Source organism: Rhizobium sp. 01N447_2, assembly GCF_056399245.1.
On record NZ_JBFTQY010000089.1, the window covers coordinates 1 to 20,650 of the forward strand.

The following is a 20,650-nucleotide window of genomic DNA, read 5'->3' on the forward strand; positions in this document are numbered from 1 at the left end:
TAACGCGGTTCGTTCAAGCGCAGATCGGTGGTCACAACAGCCGGAAGCTTGATCTCGATCGTCTGCAGGCCGCCATCGACTTCACGGGTCACCTGAGCCTTGCCATCGCCGATCTCGATCTTCGAGGCGAAGGTCGCTTGGGGCATGCCGAGTAGCGCCGCCAGCATCTGGCCGGTCTGGTTGCTGTCATCGTCGATCGCCTGTTTGCCGACGATGATCAGCCCCGGCTGTTCGGCATCGGCGACAGCCTTCAAGATCTTGGCGACGGTGAGCGGCTCGATCTGATGGTCGGTCTCGACCAGGATCGCCCGGTCGGCGCCCATGGCAAGGGCCGTCCTCAGCGTTTCTTCGGCCTTGGCAGGACCGATCGAGACGACAACCACTTCCTCGGCCTTGCCGGCTTCCTTCAGCCGCAGCGCCTCTTCCACCGAGATCTCGTCGAACGGGTTCATCGACATCTTCACATTGGCAAGCTCGACACCCGTGCCATCCGGCTTCACCCGGATCTTCACGTTGTAGTCGACAACCCGTTTGACTGGGACGAGTATCTTCATGGGCAACCCCCCTTTATTTCTAAACTGCTGGCCGTCAGTTCGGCCGTTCGGCAAGCAATGCCCAGAAGGCGAAGAACGGCGTGTCAAGCGACCTCATCGCATGCTTGATGCCAGGGACATTGTAGAAGGATCCGCCGATACCTGGCGAAAACCAGTCCCCTTTCCCCTGCTGGAACTCTCCCTCGGAAAGCACGAGATAGACTTCCTCGGGCGCATGGTCGTGATCCGGATAGCGCACGTGAGGCGCCATCAACGTCACGCCGATCCACAGGTCGCTCCGCTCCTCCAATCCTCCCGGGCCGATAATCATGGCGTTGGCATGCCCATCGACAAAATTGTCGCTGGCCGTGTGGTCATACTTGGTGCGCCGATGCCATTCAAGCATTGGCTCGATGCCTTTGAACCCCTCGATCAAACGCGTCAGCGAAGGATAGGACGTATCGACGGAAAGCGCCACATCAAGGAGAGCGCACACAGGCAATCGGCTTCCCTCCCCCGCACGCGCGGTTCCCGGGCGCTCAAGCGCCGCAGAAATCTGACGAATCGAGCGGCGGGCCTCCGGGGCATTCGCGAACTGGTCGAAAGCCACGAAAACCGCATCCAGGAAAATCTGGAGGCTTTCATTGCGTAAACTCATGTCATCACCTCCCGAGACGATCGGCCGACAAGCGGTCCACTCGTGCGATCAGATATCTTTCGCGATGCGCAGCCCGTCATAGATGGCTGCATGCGTGTTGCGTGCGGCGACCGCATCGCCGATCCGGAACAGCTGGAACTTGCCGTCCGGATTGCGGATGATGGACTGGGGTTCTCCGGAAAGAAGCTGGTCGTGCGACATTTCGCCGAGATTGCTCGAGCCGGGTTTCAGTTCGAAATAGAGCTCGTCGAGCGGAATGGTCCCATGATTGACGACGATCTGGTCGAAGCTGTGCTGCCTGGCAATCCCGCCGTAATCGCTGCCGACATGGGCAACGAGCTGGTTGCCGCTCTTTTCGACGGCTTCCAGACGGTAGGTGACGGTGAAGGTCACGTCATGCTTTTGGAGAGACCGCATATAGGGCACGAGATTCATGGCCATGACCTCGGGCGCGAAGGAGCGGTCCGGCGTCATGATCTCGACCTTGGCGCCTGCCTTGGCGAGAAACTCCGCCGCCTGAAGGCCGGCATGGTCGCCGGCATCGTCGAAGATCAGCACGTTGGTTCCAGGTTTCACGTCGCCGGAGATGATGTCCCATGAAGAGACCACTAGCTCGTTGCCGCTGGCGAGAACCTCGGTATGCGGCAGGCCGCCTGTCGCGATGATGACGACATCGGGATTCTCGGCCTCGATGGTATCGGCTTCCGCCCAGGTGTTGAAGTGGAAGGTGACGTCGTATTTCTCGCACTGGCTCATGCGCCAGTCGATGATGCTGATCATTTCCTTGCGGCGCTCGCTCTGGGCGGTGAGGCGGATCTGACCGCCGGGATGGTTCGCCGCTTCGAAAACCACGACCTGGTGGCCGCGTTCTCCGGCGACGCGCGCCGCTTCCAGACCGGCCGGGCCGGCGCCGACGATGACGACCTTTTTCTTGGCGTCGGCCTTCGCCACGATATGCGGCATGGTCAGTTCGCGGCCGGTGGCGGCATTGTGGATACAGAAGGCGGCCCCGCCCTGGTAGATGCGATCGAGACAGTAATTGGCGCCGACACAGGGACGAATATCGTCTTCCCGCTTTTCGATGATCTTGCGGACGATATGCGGGTCGGTCATGTGGGCGCGGGTCATGCCGATCATGTCGACCTTGCCGGAGGCGATCGCATGGCGCGCGGTGGCGACGTCCGGGATTTTCGCCGCGTGGAAGGTCGGGAAGTTGGTCGCGGCGCGAATTTCGCCGGCGAAATCGAGATGCGGTGAATTCGCCATGCCCTGGATCGGGATCACGTCGGTGAGACCCGCATCGGTATCGATGTGACCGCGAATGACGTTGAGGTAATCGATGAGGCCGCTTTCCTTCAGGCGCCTGGAGATTTCCAAGCCTTCGGCCTTGCCGGTGCCGCCCGGAAGACATTCGTCGGCGGTGTAGCGCACGCCCAGAATGAAGTCGTTCCCCACTCTTTGCCGGATCGCTTTGAAGAYATCGAAACAGAAGCGCAAACGGTTATCGAGCGAGCCGCCATAAGGACCGTCGAGCTCGTTGGTGAGCGGAGACGTGAACTGGTCGATCAGATGGCCGTAGGCTTCCAGCTCGACGCCGTCCATGCCGCCCGCCTTCATGCGCTCCGCAGCGTCGGCAAAATCCTTGATGATGCGCTCGATATCCCAATCTTCCATCTTCTTCGGGAAGGAGCGATGGGACGCCTCGCGATGATGCGATGGCGCCACGACCGGCAGCCAGTCGCCCTTGTCCCAGCGCGTGCGCCGGCCGAGATGGGTGAGCTGGATCATGATCGCCGCACCCTCTTCATGCACGGCGTCGGTCATTTCCCTGATCCAGGGTACGATCTCGTCCTTATAGGCAAGCAGGTTGTTAAAGACCGGCGGGCTGTCCCTGGACACCGCGGCCGAGCCGGCCGTCATCGTCAAGGCCACGCCGCCCTTTGCCCGCTCCACCGTATAGGCGCGATACCTCTCCTTCGGCATGCCGTCTTCCGGATAGGCCGGCTCGTGGGAGGTCACGATGATACGGTTGCGCAGCGTCAGATGCTTGAGCTGATAGGGCTGAAGAAGGGGATCGTTCGACATGGGCCGTGGTTCCGGATTAAAACATCGGAGGGAACGCTAAGCATAATGTACATATGTGTCAACATTGAAAACAACTGGGTCGTTACTTTAGACACAGATGTACATTTTTCTTGTGCGCGGCTGCGCAATTTGATAGGAGATTATCCATGGATCAGGCTTTGAATGACACTGGCTGGCGCGGATCGCAGGAGGGATGGCTGGAAGCAGCTTACCACTCGCTGCTGGATTCCGGCGTGGATTCGGTGAAAATTCTGCCGCTGGCGAAGAAGCTCAACCTTTCGCGCACGAGCTTCTACTGGTTCTTCAAGGACCGGGAGGAACTGCTGGCCGGGCTCGTGGCGCGGTGGCGCGACAAAAACACCGGCAACATCATCAAGCAGTCCGAAGCCTACGCGGAATCGCTTGCCGAGGCGATGCTCAACGTCTTCGACTGCTGGCTCAACAATGATCTGTTCGACGCCCGGTTCGAATTCGCCGTGCGCAGCTGGGCGCTGCAGTCCGACGAGATTCTCGCCGAGGTCCGGCAAGCCGATCAGCTTCGACTGGAAGCCCTCAAGCTGATGTTTATCCGGTTCGGGCTACCAGAAGCGACATCGGATGTCCGAGCGCGAACAACTTACCTCGTGCAGATCGGATATATCTCCATGCAAGCTAGGGAGGAACTCGCCGTCCGCATGAAACGGATCCCCGAATATATCGCGATCTACACCGGCGAAGTGCCGCAACAGAGGGAGCTCGATCGCTTCTTCTCGCGGCATGGCTACAGGCCGGGTTAGGGAAGGACGGGATGAGCGTTTCCTTGAGGATCGGTATCATCGGCGGCGGCGGTTGGCTTGGCGGAGCAATCGCCGGCTCGATCCTTGATGCCGGCCTGGTCGAACCTCGAAATCTCTCCCTCTCCTATCGTAGTGAAGAGCCGCGCCGTTTCCCGAATTCTTTCCTGACCACCGACAGTCAGGCGCTTGCCGACCGCTCGGACGTGATCGTTCTTTCCGTCCGTCCTGATGACTGGCGTGCTCTTGATGTCGATGCCGGCGGCAAGCTGGTCATCTCGGTCATGGCGGGCATCCGCCTGGACGCACTTTCCGAATGCCACAACACCAGTCGCGTCGTGCGCGCTTTGCCGAATGCCGCTGCCGACGTCGCCAAGTCCTATACGCCGTGGATTGGCGCGAGCGACGTCACCGAAGACGACCGGGCGCTCGTCCGCGCGATTTTTCAGGCATGCGGATCTGAGGACGAGGTCGCAAGGGAAAGCGACATCGATTACCTCACCGGCCTTTCCGGGTCTGGACCGGCATTCCCGGCGCTGCTCGCCGCCGCCATGATGCGCGACGCCGTCGCCAATGGCCTGTCGGCGGAGATTGCGCGCCGCGCCGTCAACACGGTGATCACGGGCGCCGGCCGCCTGCTGGAGCGCCAAGACGAATCTCCTGACGATGTCGTTCAAACCTTTCTTGCCTATCGCGGCACCACTGCGGCGGCCATTGAAGGCATGCGCGCTGCCGGGTTCGACGCTTCGGTTGCGGAGGGACTATCGGCAGCATTCAAGAAATCGGTGAGTATGGGAGACGCTTCCTGACAACCGTTGGAGTGGGTCCTGCGGCGCCCCGCTCAGCAAAACCGGCCGCTAAACAGAGGGAACGAGAATGAAAAAACTACTTGCATCGACATGTCTGACGTTCGGCCTGATTGGCGGGGCGTCTTTCGCCAGCGCCGCCGAATGCGGCACGGTGACCATCGCCAGCATGAACTGGCAGAGTGCAGAGGTTCTCTCCAACCTCGACAAGTTCATCCTGAACGAAGGTTATGGCTGTGATGCCGAAATCACCGTCGGCGATACCGTACCGACGATTACCTCGATGGCCGAAAAGGGCCAGCCTGATATCGCGCCGGAAGCCTGGATCGACCTGCTGCCCGATGTCGTCAAGAAGGGAACGGATGAAGGCCGGATCGTCCAGGTCGGCTCGCCGCTGCCCGATGGCGGCGTCCAGGGCTGGTGGATTCCCAAATATCTGGCCGACGCCCATCCCAACATCAAGACCATCGGCGACGTGCTGAAGCATCCGGAACTCTTCCCCGCTCMTGAGGATGCGAAGAAGGGCGCCATCTATAACGGTCCGCAGGGCTGGGGCGGCACCGTGGTGACCACGCAGCTCTACAAGGCCTTCGAAGCCGACAAGGCRGGCTTCACCCTCGTCGATACCGGTTCGGCTGCCGGCCTCGATGGTTCAATCTCCAAGGCTTACGAACGCAAGGAAGGCTGGGCCGGCTATTACTGGGCGCCGACCGCTCTGCTCGGCAAGTACCAGATGGTCAAGCTGGAAGCCGGCGTGCCGAACGACGCCGCCGAATGGAAGCGCTGCAATACCGTCGCCGATTGCCCCGATCCGAAGCCGAATGCATGGCCGGTCGATCACGTGGTGACCCTGGTTGCCAAGCCTTTTTCGGAAAAGGCCGGGCCGGAGGTCATGGACTACCTGACGAAGCGCTCCTGGAGCAATGAGACGGTCAACAAGCTGATGGCGTGGATGACCGACAACCAGGCGACCGGTGAGGACGGCGCCAAGCACTTCCTCAAAGAAAACAAGGACCTGTGGACCAAGTGGGTCTCGCCTGAGGCAGCCACGAAGATCGAAGCTGCTCTCTAGAACAGGATGATTTCAGGCCTGTTCGGCCTAAAATCTGAATCCTGTTCTGAGTTAAATAGTGAGAGCATGATGTCGTCCGAAAACTTGAAGAAAAAGGGGAACCGAATGGAATGGTTTTATAAATTCCCGCATATGGATGACGATGCCCTTCGCAATCTGAAGAAGGCGATCGATGACGGTTTTCGCGCATTTACCCGCAGCTACGGCGACGCGATCGAAAGCCTCTTCTCCCCGCTGCAGCATTTCCTGATCGCCGCCGACCGCTTCATGACGCAGACGCCGTGGCCGATCATTACGGCAATCATCCTTGTCATCGCATGGTTTGGGAGCCGCAGCCTGAAGATCGTCCTCGGCTGTCTCGTCACACTGCTGTTGATCGGCTATTTCGACATGTGGGACGATACGATGCGGACGGTCTCGATGATCTTCGTCTGTACCGTGCTCTCCATCGCCATCGGCATTCCGATGGGGATATTGATGGCGCGTTCCGACCGGCTGCAGCGCGTTATCAATCCGATCCTCGACGTCATGCAGACGATGCCGAGCTTCGTCTACCTGATCCCTGTCGTCATGCTGCTCGGCATCGGCAAGGTGCCGGGACTGATCGCCGTGGTCATCTACGCCATCCCGCCGATGATAAGGCTGACCGACCTCGGCATCCGCCTGGTCGACAAGGACGTGCTCGAGGCAGCCGATGCGTTCGGAACGTCGAGCGCGCAGAAGCTGTTCAAGGTCCAGCTGCCGCTGGCGCTTCCCACCATCATGGCCGGCATCAACCAGACCATCATGATGGCGCTCGCCATGGTGGTCGTCGCTTCGATGATCGGCGTCCAGGGCCTTGGCCAGCCGGTTCTGAAGGCTATCGCCAACCAGTACTTCACCCTGGGTATTTTCAACGGCCTTGCCATCGTCGGCATTGCCATCATCTTCGACCGGGTCAGCCAGGCCTATGGCAAGCGGCTCCAGAAGCATCGGGAGATCGTCCATGGCTGATCATCGGTTCGGCGGCATCAAGATCCGCAATCTCTACAAGATCTTCGGTCCCAATCCCGGCGCTCATGTCGATGCTGTCCAAAAGGGATTGTCGAAGACCGAGCTCAACGAAAAGCACGGCCACGTGCTGGGCCTGAAAGATATCAATGTCGAGATACCCTCGGGCCGCATCCAGGTGATCATGGGCCTTTCGGGTTCGGGCAAATCGACGCTCATCCGCCACATCAACCGTCTGATCGATCCGACATCAGGCGAAGTGCTTGTCGACGGCGTCGATGTGGTGAAAATGAACGAGACCGAATTGCGGACGTTTCGGCGCCACCAGACGGCAATGGTGTTTCAGAAGTTCGCGCTTCTGCCGCACCGGAATGTTCTCGACAACACTATCTTCGGCCGCGAAGTGCAGGGCATGGAGCGCTCGAAAGCCGTCGACGTCGCCATGGGCTGGCTGGAGCGGGTCGGCCTGAAAGGCTTCGAGAGCAAATATCCCAACCAGCTGTCGGGCGGGATGCAGCAGCGCGTCGGGCTGGCACGCGCCCTCTCGAACGATGCGCCGGTTCTGCTGATGGACGAGGCCTATTCGGCGCTCGACCCTTTGATCCGCACCGATATGCAGTCGGTCCTTCTCGACATTCAGAAGGAGATCAAGAAGACCATCGTCTTCATCACCCATGATCTCGATGAGGCCCTTCGGCTGGGCGACCAGATTGCGATCCTGCGCGATGGCGAAGTCATCCAGCAGGGCACCAGCCAGGACATCGTTCTGCGTCCGGCAGACGCCTACATCGCCAACTTCGTCAAGGAGGTCAATCGAGGGCGGGTCATCCAAGTCGATGCCATCATGACATCCCTGCACTCCGGCGCGGTCCCAGGCGGATTGACGATCGCATCAGGCACGACCGTCGAAGACGCCGTCCGGATCCTGGCATCGGCGGCGCACGACGATGCCAGGGTGGTTTCGCCATCCGGGGAGGCATTGGGGCTTGTCACCTTCCGCCAGCTCGCGGGCGCGATGGTGAACTCGCAGGAGGTGGCTCCCCGACGCGATAGCGCCCTCTCGGTCGCACTTTGAAGCTCCAAATGCGGCCGACTTTCCGGTTCGTTGGCGACACCGATATCAGGCACGTCGCCATCTCTGGAACTGGAAAGTCCGCCGCCTGACGCCTGTGGATCACCATGTCAAAACTCTTCCCGCGTCTGTTTTCGCCGATCGGCCTGCGCGGACACACCTTGCGCAACAGGATCGTCTTCGGAGCGCATACGGCAAACATGGCGAGCGACGGTGTACCCGGCGAACGCCACGTCGCCTATTATGCCGAGCGCGCGATCGGTGGCGCCGCAATGATCGTGGTCGAACCGATGCCGGTGCATCCCGCGGCCGTGCTGACGCGCGGAAATTTTCTTCCCGGCGACGACAGCGTGATCCCTCACTTCAGCAAGGTCACGACCGCGATCAAGGAAAACGGTGCGGTCGCCATCCAGCAGCTCTACCATGTCGGCGCGCATGGGGATTCCGATAATTCATACCACCCGCATTGGTCTCCTTCCGGCTTGCCCAGTTATCACGACAGCGATGGCTCGCATTCCATGAGCGAGGCTGAGATTTGGGAAACCATCGACGGCTTCGTGCAGGCGGCGCGGCGCTGTCGCGAGGCCGGTTTCGATGGCGTCGAAGTCTGGGCGGCTTATCTCGGCCTGATCGAGCAGTTCTGGACGCCTTGGTCGAACCGGCGAGAGGATCAATGGGGTGGTTCGCTGGAGAACCGGACCCGCTTCTCACGGGAAATCATGAGCCGCATCCGGGCAGTGTGCGGTCAGGATTTCATCATCGGGCTTGCGATCAGCGATGAGCCCGATCATAGCGTTGCGCTGACGCGGGACAAGCTTGCCGAGATCCTCGCTCTCCATGACGATCTCGGCCTCGTCGACTATGTGACCTGCGGTTCGGGCGGCTATCTCGACTTCCACAAGCTGATGCCGACATTCCTCTACCAGGAGAAGCTCGGCGCCGATCTTGCCGCAACGATCAGGCGATCCGTCAAACATGCGCTCGTCATTGCCGAAAGCCATATCAGAACGCCGGAGAACGGCGAGACCGTTCTTGGAGAAGGAGCGGCTGACCTCGTCTCAATCGTGCGCGGCCAGATTGCMGATCCGCATCTGGCTCGAAAAGCCGGCGAGGACCGCCCCGACGATGTTCGTGGCTGCATTTCGTGCAACCAGATGTGCTGGGGCCGGCGTTCGCGCGATTATTGGATAAGCTGTCTCATCAACCCATCGGCCGGACGGGAATACCAATGGGGCGGCGACCGCTTCGCACCGGCCGGCCAGCCGAGGACGGTGCTGGTGGTCGGCGCCGGGCCTGCTGGCCTGGAAGCCGCCCGCGCCGCCGCTGAAAGGGGCCACCGGGTCATCCTCGCTGAAGCATCCAGCCGGCTCGGCGGCAATTTCCTGCTTGCTGGAATGCAGCCTCGCCGGGCGCAGATCCTCGAGCTCATCGGCTGGTACGAGCGGCAGCTGACGAAGCTCGGCGTCGATATCCGGCTCAACTCTTATGTCGAAGCATCGGATGTCGAAACCATCGGCGCAGACGCCGTCATCCTGGCAACGGGTTCCTATTCACCCGAAACCGGCTTCCAGAAGGCTCTGCCCTCAGTCGCGACGCTGCCCGGCATCGAAAAAGGAAACGTCTTCACCGTCGAGGCCGTCATGGCGCGGCAGTCAAGGCCAGGGAAGAGAGTTCTGCTGCTGGACGAGGGCGGCGGCTGGCGCGGCTGCGGAACCGCCTGGAAGCTCGCCGAAGATGGGCACCTGGTGACGATGCTCTCGCCCGACCCGTTCATCGGCAAAGAACTTCAGCGTACCACCGCCGACGTCCCGCTGCGCCGGACGTTGAAGACGCTGGGCGTCAAATGGCTTCTGGAGGTCAGCGTGCTGGAATGGCACGGCAATGGCGTCACCCTGCTGGATCACAATACCGGCGAGCGTTTCTTCGAGGAAGGCGACAGCCTGGTGCTCGCCACCACCAATGCGGCAGCAAATTGGTTGGGTGATGAACTGCGTTCAAACGATCGTCAGGTGGTGGAGATCGGGGACTGTGCTGCGCCGCGCCAGGCGCCTTATGCCTTCTATGAGGGCAGACGAGCGGCATTGGAGCTGTGATGGCCGGGCAGAGGATAAGAATGCCAATCGACGAACTCCGTCACCTGGCGCACGACGCCTGCCTTGCCTGCGGCAGCAGCCCGGCCATGGCGAAAGCGCTCGTCGATGCAACGCTGTCGGCCGCCTGCTTCGGTCGCACCGAGCTTAGTTTTCCGCATTTCGTCGATTATCTCACCAGCCTGCGCGACGGGCGGATCAACGGAGATGCCAAGCCTCGCTTCAACCATGTGCTGCCGGCCCTGATCCAGGCCGATGCGGATGGCGGCATAGCGCAGCTCGGGTTTGATCTCATTTACGACGACTTCGTAAAGTGCGTGAAAACCTTCGGCATTTCAGTCCTCACGCAAAGAAACAGCTATACCGCCGGGGAATTGGGATATTACGTCCGGCGCCTGGCCCAGGACGGATTGATATCCATCGCCGCCGCCAACGGACCGGCTTTGATGGCCGCCGCCGAGGGCGGGGAGCGCGTCTACTGCACCAATCCGCTCGCTTTCGGCGTGCCCCTGCCGGAACCCTTGCCGCCTGTCGTCATCGACCAGGCGACGAGTGCGACGGCGTTCATAACGCTTGCCGAGGCGGCAAAGGCGCAGTCGCCGATTGCTCACGGCATAGCCATCGACGAGACGGGCGCCATCACCACCGATCCGGTCAAGGCAATGCTCGGTGCTCTCCTGCCCTTCGGCGGTTATAAAGGCGGCAATATCGCCCTTATCGTCGAGATGCTGTCCGCGGGTCTTTCGGGGGCCGCCTGGTCGCTCGATGCCGGCCACTTTCTCTCGGGCGAGCACCCGGTGAATGCGGGAATGACCGTGATCGCCCTCTTTCCCGCGGCTGCGGATTCGGAATTCCCGGAGCGCGCCAAGGCCCAATTGCAACGGCTGCGTTCCAAGGGAGTCCGTATCCCCGGAGACAGAGCGATGTCCGCGAGCGTCGCGGAAGCAGATCATCTTGACGTCGACATAGGCGTGTTGGAAACGATCCGTCGCTTATGCCTTCAGTAAGAAAATCATTGCTCAGCCCAAACCGAATGCATCGCGCCCGGCGGCATCATGCCGGCGTTCATTGCGCGCAACAGGCGGCTTCAGCGGGGCCGGTTCATGTACATTTTGCGCAAGGTCAGTCCAGACTGCGTCACGAAAAGCCGATTGGTCGACAATATCGGGGCCCGACAATTGCTCCATAGCTAAGGAACAGTAAGATGAAATCCGACCAAGACCATGATGGTTTGCGGTCTCAAAGCCAAGCCCGTCCATCCCATGCCCCCCAAAGGATGGAAGGGATCTTACATACGCACTCCATCCCGTGCGTATGCCTGCATGCCTGTCTGCCTGCCGAAGGCCATCTTTAAGCGGTCCACAAAGACCCTTCGGCAGGCGACTGCGCGGCTCTCGAATGGGGCGTTCTCTATAAGCTTCAGATGATGCGCATCTCGGCCAGATCGCCGCGGTCACCCTGCGGCGCGGCGGATAGAGCTGTACAATCGCTCCTTCAGCGTGATCGTTTTGCCAGCGGGTTGTCGTTATGACCGGCAGCGTGACGTCTTGCCAATCGCCGCAGGTTCTGTCAGTTCCTGATCTGGATGGGAACTAATGCATTCAACGGGCTGGTCTTTTTGACGTTTACCATGCCCGGATTCGGCCTGCATCAGCTGGCGCAAGCTGCTGACCTCGATGCCGATAACACGCGGCGATCCACCTGCTCCGCTGCAAGCTGCTGCACTTTATCCAATAATCGTCTAATATACATCCAAGCCCCGCTCATCCATTCCGTCTGCGGACTCAAATGAAGCGCCGCGGCGGGGGACGACCATCCATGACGACCGGCAAGGCTGGCAGAGGTACGCGCACAAATCCGACATTCGGGTCGGCCGCGCGTCGCGCTGACACCTGCGAGCCGTGGAAAAGAGCATGCCGAAACAGCCGGGCCGAACAATGGGAGCAGCATGACTGAAAATAGCCCTCCCCCATTTTCATTTCGATTTAGTGGTTCGTCCTTCGACAACATGGTCGAAACGCTGGGCGGCGCTTTTGGCGCCTTTGATGCCGAGCCCGTCGGCCGCGCCAAGGACTTCCATTGGGGATTGGATTTCTCGGTCTGTGACAACGCCGTCCTGCTCACCGGTTATCATGCGGCGGAGTTTCAGTTCAATATCGAGCCGACCGTCGATACGGCGGAGTATCTGTCGATCGTCGTGCCGCGCAGCGGCGGCATGGGGGTAACCTATGGATCGTCCCGCATCGCCGAGGCCGGGCAAGGAAAATTGCTTCTCTATAACAATTTCGAACCCAACAGCGTTATCATGCATGGGCAATCGAACGTCATCGACGAGTTGCTGATCAACTGGCCTCTCATCCTGCAGACGATCGGCCAGACTTTCGAGATGCCGTTCAGCGGCTCCCTCGACCTGCTGCCGGAACTGGATCTGTCGAAGCCGGAAGGCCAGCTGATCGGCAACCTTACGGAAACGATCATCCTAGGCATGCGCGACGATGGCCCCTTGCTGCAGTCGCCGATCGCCATGGCGCATATGACGCAGGCGCTCACCGATCTGGTCGTGCGCCTGGTGCCGCACCGGCTGTCGCATTTCCTGGAGAATAGGCCCGCCCTGATCGCGCCCCGGCATGTCCGCAGGGCGATCGAATTCATGCATGCCAATATCGATCAGCCGATCACCATGCCGAAGGTGGCCGAAGCCGCCGGCGTATCCAGCCGGGCGCTCGAAACCGGTTTTCGTGCGTTCAGGGGAACCTCTCCCGCCGTCTATCTGCTGACGCTTCGGCTGCGTGCCGCGCGCCAGGATCTGCTCGATCCCGAGAGCAAGGAGACCATGAAGGCCATCTGCCTCAAATGGGGCTTCTTTCATTTCGGCCGGTTTTCCGCAGTCTATAAAACCACCTACGGAGAATACCCTTCCGACACCAGGAAGCGCGTGATCCGCCGCTAGCGGCCGTGGCTTGCGGCGCAGGGGTGTTTACGCCTCGTCCCGCGGCGGCAATGTGTAATGCACTCTCATCGTCCTTAGATCCCGCTTCACGATCTGCAGCACCCCTTCGCGTTCCGCCAGGACGTTGAGTTCCCTGAGCACGAGAGAATGCGCGATCCCCAGCAGGCGCGCAAAGGCGCGGCTGTCACGGGCAATCCCCAGATCCGCGGCGACCAGGAGACCGGCCTGTATGGATGTCAGCCTGATATCCCTGACTTGCGCCGCAGCGACGAGAGCGAGAAAGCGATCGGCGTCGGAGGCCTCTTCGCTCACGCGGCTTTTCGCCGGCGGAAGGACACCATGATGGATTTCGAGGTGGGCGTATCGCTTTCCACGCCCGCGCTGCCAAGCGGCACAAGCACGTTCAGCTCGGGATAATAACCCGCGATGCTTCCTCGCGGAATGTCATAGGGCACAAAGCGAAAATTCTCAGCGATGCGCTCGATACCGTCATCATGCTCGCCGACCACGTCGACCCGGTCACCGGCCTCGGCATTCATCGCCTTCAGGTCGGCTGGATGAATGAAGATGACCTGCCGTTCCCCATACACGCCGCGGTATCGGTCATCGAGACCGTAAACCGTCGTATTGTATTGATCGTGCGATCGGAACGTCTGCAGGGCGAAACGCCCCTCACCCTTTCGCGCCCGCTGATGCACCGTCTCGTCGGGAAGCGCTTCCGGAGAGAACGATGCCTTGCCTGCCGGCGTATCCCACTCCCGATGGGCGGCCGTGTTGCGCAGGTGGAAACCGCGCGGCTTGCGCAGGCGCGCATTGTAGTTTTCGAAACCTGGAATGGTCGCCTCGATATGATCGCGGATACGGTCGTGGTCGTCGGCGAGCTCTGCCCAGTCGACCACGGCGGAGCCGACCGTCGCCTGGGCAATGCCGGCGATGATGGCGACTTCCGAGAGGAGATGCGGTGAGGCCGGACGATTGATGCCGGCGGAACCATGCACCATGCTCATCGAATCCTCGACGCTTATGAGCTGTGAGTTGCCCGCCGCATTCAGATCGATCTCGGTGCGCCCGAGGCACGGCAGGATGAAGGCCGTCTCGCCGGGCATGAGATGCGAATGATTGGGTTTGGTGGCGATTTGCACGGTCAGCTTCAGCCGCCGCAGCGCCTTTTCAACGAGTGCGCTGTCGGGCGTGGCGCGGGCGAAATTGCCGCCAAGCCCGATGAAGGCCTCGGCCGAGCCATCGAGCATCGCTCCGATCGCGGCAAGGACATTGTGGCCATGTTCGCGGGGAACGGTGAAGCGGAAATGCTTCTCCAGCGCATCGAGGAAATCGTCCGATGGCTTTTCGTTGATGCCAACCGTACGGTCGCCTTGCACGTTGGAATGGCCGCGAACCGGGCAAAGGCCGGCACCCGGCCGGCCGATATTGCCGCGCAGAAACATGAAATTGGCGATCTCGCGGATCGTCGCCACGGAATGCAGATGCTGGGTCACGCCCATCGCCCAGGTGCAGATGACCCGCTCGGCGTTGACATAGACATCGGCCGCCCGTTCGATCTCCTGCCGGCTCAGTCCCGACTGGTCCTCGATCTCGGCCCAGCTCGTCGCCTCGACCGCCGCCCGGTATTCTGCAAAACCCACGCAGTGTTCGGCGAGAAATGCATGGTCGAGAACGGAGGGCAGACCGGCTTCGACGGCGGCGTCTTCCGCGGCCAGCACGGCCTTTGCCATCCCGCGCACCGCGGCCATGTCGCCGCCGAGTTGCGGCTGCAGATAAAGGCTGGCGATATCGGTCGAACCGCCGCGCAGCATCTCGACCTTGTCCTGCGGGTCGGAGAAGCGCTCCAGGCCGCGTTCGCGGATGGGATTGAAGACGACGACGCGCGCGCCGCGGATCGCCGCCCGGCGCAAGTCACCGAGCATCCTCGGATGGTTGGTGCCCGGGTTCTGCCCGATCACGAAGATCGCGTCGGCCTCTTCGAAATCCTCCAGCAGCACGGTACCCTTGCCCACACCGACCGCCTGACGCATGGCGATGCCGCTCGCCTCGTGGCACATGTTCGAGCAGTCGGGAAAATTGTTGGTGCCGTAGACGCGCACGAACAGCTGGTAGAGGAAGGCGGCTTCGTTGCTCGCCCGGCCCGACGTATAGAATTCCGCCCGGTTGGGGCTATCGAACCCCCTCAGGATGCTGCCGATCTCGGCAAAGGCATCCTCCCACGCGACCGGCAGGTAACGGTCGCTCGCCGCATCGTAGCGCATCGGATGAGTCAGACGGCCGTTGAGTTCCAGTTCATAGTCCGTCAGCTGGCGAAGCTGCGATACAGTGTTTTCCGCGAAGAAGGCGGGCGTTGCCCGTTTCTCCGTCGCCTCCCAGGCGACGGCCTTCACGCCGTTCTCGCAGAATTCGAACGACGATCCGTGCTCCGGATCGCCCCAGGCGCAGCCCGGGCAGTCGAACCCATCCGGCTGGTTCGCCTTCAGCATCGTCCGCGCCCCTGAAATCGGCATGCCGCTTTGCAGCAAACGCTTGCCGCAGCTCTTCAAAGCGCCCCAGCCGCCGGCTGCTGCCGATTTCTTACCAATAAATTTTGTGTCCATGCGCCCTGTATTGTCGAAGCGGGGGAAACATCAAGGGCGCACGCGCGATGGCTCGATAGGAAAAACCTATCAAGGATTCGATCTAACCAACGTCCTTGATGGCGAGCCGCTCCTCGGGCGAATGTGCCAGGATGCGATTGCGGCCTTGAGTCTTGGCGTCGTAGAGCGCGGCATCGGCCTCGCTCAGGAGGCGGTTCGGGTTGATCCTCAAGGTGGCTCCCGTCGCACAGGATATGCCGATGCTGGCGGTCACCCGGCCGAATTCGCTGCCGGTATGAACGATATTCTCCTGGCTTAGGAGACGCGCAAATTGCTCGGCAACGATCATCGCCCCCTTCGCACTGGTTGCAGGCAGCAGAACCACGAATTCCTCTCCGCCATAGCGTGCGACGATGTCGGCCGGGCGGCTTACGGACTGGCGCAGGCACCTGCTGACGACACGCAGGCATTGGTCTCCGGCGGGATGACCATAGGTGTCGTTATAGGCCTTGAAGCGGTCGATATCGACCATCAGAAGGCTGAACGGCGTGTTTTTCCTCGCGCTGCCTGCGGTCTCGCGGGCGAAAGCCTCGTCGAAGGCCCGGCGGTTGACCATGCCGGTGAGCCCATCGGTCTCGGCGAGATTCTTCAGCTGCTCCGCCGACAGCCGGAGGGCGATTTCCGCCTGCTTGGTCGCCGTGATGTCGGAGACAACGGCCATCGCCGTGCCGTCTTCCGCTAACCTTGTCCGGATGCTGCGCCAGTCGCCGTTGTGAAGCTGAACCTCTTCGTCCTTGTTGCTGTGCAACGTAGCACTGACGGACCTGATCCACTCTTCGCGGTCAGCGTCCGGGATACCCGTGCGCTCGCCGGTTTCGGCAACGCGGCGAAGGATGTCGCTGATATGAGCGCCAACCACGCGGGCGTCTCCGGATAGCGGAAAGGCGGCGCGATACTGGTCGTTGCAAAAAACGAGAAAACCCTTGCTGTCGTACATGGCGATGCCATCGGACATGCCGGCCATCGCATGTGACAGCAGGTTCTTGCTCTTGCGCAATTCCCGCTCCAGAGCAGTCCGCTCCGTCACGTCACGCGTGACGCCGGCAAGACCGATCACCCGTCCCTGCCTATCCTTCAGCGGCACCTTGGAGGCGAGCAGGTATCTGTCTTCGATACGCTCGACGGAGTCGATCAGGGGCACCCCGGTGTCCATGACCTGCTGTTCGAGATAATAAAATTCTTCGGCGCGCGGCCGCGAGATAAGATTGAAATCCGACAATCCGGTCATCTCCGCCGTGGTTCTGAAACGAAAAAGGCGGATCATATTTTCATTGACGGTGATGAACCGGCTGTTCCGGTCCTTCACGTAGAGATAATCGGGCGACTGCGAAAATGCGGTCACCAGGATGCTTCGCTCCAGCTCCCATTGCTGCGTCTTCAACAGAACGAAACCACACAGCACCGTCGCCAGGCAGTTCAATACCGTCATCGGCAGACCGATGATGGCCAGTACGCGGGCGTGCACCAGGGTGGGAAGCACCGCCATCAAAACAATAAGTGCGGCGCCGAGCGCGAGGCTCAGCAACGCAACGTCCAAGAGCTCGGGAGATCTCCTCCGGATCCAGACATTGGCAGCCAGGCCGATACCGGTCGCGACAGCAATTGCGATCAGACCGTCGATCATTGCCGCGCCGCCGACCCAGAAGCGGAAGACCATCGCCAGCGACGCCGCAAAGGCGGCCGCGATCGGTCCGCCGAACATGCCCGCTAAAGCAAGCGGCGAAAAGCGGATGTCGATATAGATGCCGGGATTGACTTCGACGGCCAGCAATATGGACCCGATGGAGGCGCCGCCGGCTATGATTCCGAAGGCGATTTTTTCCTGTGTGACCGAACGACGCTGAAATTGGATCGAGAAATGCGCCCAGAGCGAAATCGCCAGGCACACGAATGACAGGTTGCCACCGAATTGCGTCCAGATGCCATTCACTGCGTTGGATCCACCTTCCAATACATGTACCGAGCCAATCATAGGGCAACACTGGTTTGAGCTTCGTTAAATCGGAGACCTATCAGGCTATATTCGTTTGCAAATACGTCTCCAGGCCGGTCGGCAGCCATGCGGCGACAGGAAAGCGGCGACTGCCGCGATGATGAGGTATGGGCACGCACGGCCTGCTGCCAGATTTGACGACATGAGAAATACGCGAAACCGGAATGGAAAGGTCATGCCCCCGGACGGCAGGACACCTCATGTCCGCAACGCCCTGCGGTTCAATGGCTAGCAGCCGATGCATAAGGCATATTTAACAACAGCATCCTCTGCGCCGGGACATCTAGCCTAATGACACAATATAGCGTTATCCGGATAAGCCTGCGCAATCGGGCCATTCGTTGCGAGCAGCCACCCCATGCCGTCAGCAGCCGAGGCTGCCGACGGCATCGCCCGCCGCTTCTCTCACTACTTGCAGATCGCCGCCGCCAAGAAGCCGCGCATCGCCTCGCCATAAGGCGGCCGCATCATGTATTCCGCCTCCACCATCCTGCTCTGATGATAGACGGCGCGCGGATGCGAGAAGGCGAGGAAGCCGAACTTGCCGTGATAGGCGCCCATGCCCGAATGGCCGACGCCGCCGAAGGGCAGGCCTTCCGCCGTGACGTGGCTCATGCAGTCGTTGACGGTCACCCCGCCGGAGGTCGTATTGTCGAGCACGCGGGCCTCCTCCTGCTGATCCTGGCTGAAGTAATAGAGAGCGAGCGGGCGCGGCTTGGCATTGATGCGATCGATGACGTCGGCGATATTGCGATAGGCAACGACCGGCAGCACCGGTCCGAAGATTTCCTCCTGCAGCACGCGCATGTCTTCCGTGGGATCGAGGATCAGGGTCGGCGGCATGCGGTGGGCCGATTGCTGGGAGAAATTCTCTGCCGCCGGGTTGATCTCGACGATACGGGCGCCCTTGGCCCTGGCATCGTCGATCAGGCCCTGGATGCGGGCGTGATGGCGGGCATTCACGATCGAGGTGTAGTCAGGATTTTCCTTCAGCGCCGGATACATCGCGCCGACCGCCGTGACCGCGTGTTCGGCAAAGGCCTCGACGCTTTCCTCGGGCACATAGACATGGTCCGGCGCCAGGCAGATCTGGCCGGCGTTCAGCGTCTTGACGGTCATGACACGGCGCGCCGCGTCGGCGAGGTCGGCCGAGCGGCCGACGACGACAGGTGATTTTCCGCCGAGCTCAAGCGTCAGCGGCGTCAGGTTTTCCGCCGCGGCGCGCATGACGTGATGGGCGATTGCGGTTCCGCCGGTGAAGATCAGATGGTCGAAGGCAAGTGACGTAAAGGCCGTGCCCGTGGCCGGTCCGCCCTGAACGACGGCGATTTCCGTTTCGTCGAAAGCGCCGGCGATGAGTTCCGCCATCAAGGCGGCCGAGGCCGGCGTCACCTCAGACGGCTTGATCATGGCGCGGTTGCCGGCGGCGAGAATGCCGGCAAGCGGCGCAAGGGCGAGCTGATAGGGGAAATTCCACGGGCTCAGGATTCCGACAACCCCCTTCGGCTGATAGACCACTTCGGCCACCGCGTCCGGGAACAATGCTTCGTGCTGCTCGGGCTTCAGCCATTCGGCAAGATGGGCCTTGGCATATTTGAGCGAACCGACGCAGGTAAAGACGTCGAGAAGCAGGCTCGCCTCGACACTGCGGCTGCCGAAATCCTCCGACAGGGCAGCGGCAATCGCATCCTTATGGTCGACGAGAAGAGCGATGACGCGATCGATACGATCGATGCGGGTGTCGATGCCTGGCGGTCCTTCCCTCAGGAAAGACGCCCTTTGCCGGCCAAGCAGCGCCTTCATCGCATCGGAACTGGTATCGGTGGCGATTGGGGTGACGGTGTTCATTGTTTCCTCCCTTGAACGGTGTCAGGCGGCCGGCTGACGCACGACCGGTTTCAGCACGATGCCCTTTTCCGAATCCTCCACCGCCTGGTTGATGTCGGCGAAATCATAGAAGGTGATCAGCCGGTCGAAGGGGAAGCGGCCCTGGCGATGGAGGTTGATCAACAGCGGGATCAGCACGTCGGGATTGGAATCGCCCTCGACGATCCCGCGGACCCGGCGCCCGCCGGACAGGATATGGGTGAGGTCGAGCGTCAGCGTCGCGCCATGGGGCGAGGCCCCGACGATGCCGCAGGTGCCGCGCGGCGCCAGCACCCGCACGCACTGGTCGATGACGGCGGGCACGCCGGAGGCATCGATCGAATAATCGACGCCGGCGCCGGTCAGCGCCATGATCGCGGCAACCGCGTCGCTCGCCTTGCCGTTGACGATGTCGGTCGCGCCGAGTTCCGCCGCAAGTGCCAGCCGCGCCTCGTTGACATCGACGGCGATGATCCGTGAAGCGCCGACGATCCGCGCCGCCATCACGGCGGCAAGACCGACGGAGCCCATGCCGAAAACCGCAAGCACTTTACCCGGCTCGACCTTCAGCGCGTTCATGACCGCGCCGGCGCCGGTCTGGATGCCGCAGGCAAGCGGCCCGAGCAGCGCGAGATCCGCATCCTCAGGCACTTTCACGATATTGCGCTCGTGGCACAGCGCGTGGCTGGCGAAGGATGATTGTCCGAAAATATTGCCGTGAACCCGCTCTCCCTCGCATGAGAGCCCGCTCGAACCATCGGCGCGCGCACCGAAGAAGTTGCGCGGGAAGAATTCGTGGCAATAGGTCTCCTCGTGATCGTTGCAGCTCGGGCAATGACCGCAGGAATTGAAGGTCATGACCACGTGATCGCCGGGCTTGACCTTGGCAACGCCCGGTCCGACACGCTCGACGATGCCGGCGCCTTCATGGCCGAGCACGACCGGCTGCGGCACCGGCAGATGCTGGTCACGCATGACGATATCGGTGTGGCAAACCCCCGTTGCCACGACGCGAACCAGGATTTCACCCTCGCGCGGCTCCTCCAGATCGAGACTTTCCAGCGAAAACGGCCTATGGGGCGCACGCGCCACCGCAGCATGGATCTTCATTGCTTTCCTC

Annotated in this window: 16 protein-coding genes; 8 read left to right on the plus strand and 8 right to left on the minus strand. The window is 61.2% G+C overall.

Translation table 11 applies throughout. The features are described 5' to 3' along the window. From AC1ECN_RS34040 to AC1ECN_RS34050, 3 genes are all read right to left on the minus strand, one after another. Nucleotides 1-554 (minus strand): electron transfer flavoprotein subunit beta/FixA family protein (locus AC1ECN_RS34040; RefSeq protein WP_477955459.1); only part of this gene is annotated, 554 nt, incomplete at its 3' end. Between the two features lie 34 nt (nucleotides 555-588). Beyond that, nucleotides 589-1,191, minus strand: a complete 603-nt coding sequence (locus AC1ECN_RS34045) for a dimethylsulfoniopropionate lyase (protein WP_018071444.1) — start codon at nucleotides 1,189-1,191, stop codon at nucleotides 589-591. A gap of 48 nt (nucleotides 1,192-1,239) precedes the next feature. After that, nucleotides 1,240-3,276: an oxidoreductase gene (locus tag AC1ECN_RS34050; protein WP_477955461.1), complete on the minus strand. Its 2,037-nt coding sequence runs from the start codon at nucleotides 3,274-3,276 to the stop codon at nucleotides 1,240-1,242. A gap of 146 nt (nucleotides 3,277-3,422) precedes the next feature. On the opposite strand from AC1ECN_RS34050, the gene AC1ECN_RS34055 reads away from it, so the two are divergent. From AC1ECN_RS34055 to AC1ECN_RS34090, 8 genes are all read left to right on the plus strand, one after another. After that, a complete protein-coding gene (locus tag AC1ECN_RS34055; protein WP_018071442.1) occupies nucleotides 3,423-4,052 on the plus strand; it encodes a TetR/AcrR family transcriptional regulator in 630 nt (209 codons plus the stop codon). 11 nt (nucleotides 4,053-4,063) lie between these two features. Further along, nucleotides 4,064-4,858, plus strand: a complete 795-nt coding sequence (locus AC1ECN_RS34060; protein WP_018071441.1) for a pyrroline-5-carboxylate reductase family protein — start codon at nucleotides 4,064-4,066, stop codon at nucleotides 4,856-4,858. A 67-nt stretch (nucleotides 4,859-4,925) separates the two neighbouring features. Next, nucleotides 4,926-5,927: an ABC transporter substrate-binding protein gene (locus AC1ECN_RS34065; protein ID WP_477955463.1), complete on the plus strand. Its 1,002-nt coding sequence runs from the start codon at nucleotides 4,926-4,928 to the stop codon at nucleotides 5,925-5,927. Between the two features lie 105 nt (nucleotides 5,928-6,032). Then, a complete protein-coding gene (locus AC1ECN_RS34070; RefSeq protein WP_130725999.1) occupies nucleotides 6,033-6,920 on the plus strand; it encodes an ABC transporter permease in 888 nt (295 codons plus the stop codon). Then, nucleotides 6,913-7,992: a quaternary amine ABC transporter ATP-binding protein gene (locus tag AC1ECN_RS34075; protein ID WP_130656500.1), complete on the plus strand. Its 1,080-nt coding sequence runs from the start codon at nucleotides 6,913-6,915 to the stop codon at nucleotides 7,990-7,992. Before AC1ECN_RS34070 ends, AC1ECN_RS34075 begins: the two co-directional genes overlap by 8 nt. Before the next feature lie 104 nt (nucleotides 7,993-8,096). After that, on the plus strand, nucleotides 8,097-10,082 hold the full coding sequence (locus tag AC1ECN_RS34080) for an oxidoreductase (RefSeq protein ID WP_130726000.1): 1,986 nt from the start codon (nucleotides 8,097-8,099) through the stop codon (nucleotides 10,080-10,082). Beyond that, nucleotides 10,082-11,086 (plus strand): Ldh family oxidoreductase, encoded by a 1,005-nt coding sequence (locus AC1ECN_RS34085; RefSeq protein WP_130726001.1) that lies wholly within the window; start codon nucleotides 10,082-10,084, stop codon nucleotides 11,084-11,086. Before AC1ECN_RS34080 ends, AC1ECN_RS34085 begins: the two co-directional genes overlap by 1 nt. A gap of 941 nt (nucleotides 11,087-12,027) precedes the next feature. Continuing rightward, nucleotides 12,028-13,029: an AraC family transcriptional regulator gene (locus AC1ECN_RS34090; RefSeq protein ID WP_164582588.1), complete on the plus strand. Its 1,002-nt coding sequence runs from the start codon at nucleotides 12,028-12,030 to the stop codon at nucleotides 13,027-13,029. A gap of 27 nt (nucleotides 13,030-13,056) precedes the next feature. Here AC1ECN_RS34090 and AC1ECN_RS34095 read toward each other — a convergent pair whose 3' ends face one another. The 5 genes from AC1ECN_RS34095 to AC1ECN_RS34115 all read right to left on the minus strand — a co-directional run bounded on the left by AC1ECN_RS34095 (nucleotide 13,057) and on the right by AC1ECN_RS34115 (nucleotide 20,640). Next, the gene (locus tag AC1ECN_RS34095) at nucleotides 13,057-13,341 is read right to left on the minus strand and encodes a hypothetical protein (RefSeq protein ID WP_024321413.1); all 285 of its coding nucleotides are present in this window, start codon (nucleotides 13,339-13,341) and stop codon (nucleotides 13,057-13,059) included. Further along, nucleotides 13,338-15,632 carry an FdhF/YdeP family oxidoreductase gene (locus AC1ECN_RS34100; RefSeq protein WP_164582590.1) on the minus strand — a complete coding sequence of 765 codons (2,295 nt, stop codon included), beginning with the start codon at nucleotides 15,630-15,632 and terminating at the stop codon, nucleotides 13,338-13,340. Before AC1ECN_RS34100 ends, AC1ECN_RS34095 begins: the two co-directional genes overlap by 4 nt. A gap of 82 nt (nucleotides 15,633-15,714) precedes the next feature. Further along, nucleotides 15,715-17,643, minus strand: a complete 1,929-nt coding sequence (locus AC1ECN_RS34105; protein ID WP_164582592.1) for a diguanylate cyclase — start codon at nucleotides 17,641-17,643, stop codon at nucleotides 15,715-15,717. A 429-nt stretch (nucleotides 17,644-18,072) separates the two neighbouring features. Continuing rightward, the gene (locus AC1ECN_RS34110) at nucleotides 18,073-19,512 is read right to left on the minus strand and encodes a coniferyl aldehyde dehydrogenase (RefSeq protein WP_130726004.1); all 1,440 of its coding nucleotides are present in this window, start codon (nucleotides 19,510-19,512) and stop codon (nucleotides 18,073-18,075) included. A 21-nt stretch (nucleotides 19,513-19,533) separates the two neighbouring features. Further along, entirely contained in the window at nucleotides 19,534-20,640 is a 1,107-nt protein-coding gene (locus AC1ECN_RS34115; protein ID WP_130726005.1) for an NAD(P)-dependent alcohol dehydrogenase, read from the minus strand. Nucleotides 20,641-20,650 lie beyond the last annotated feature (10 nt).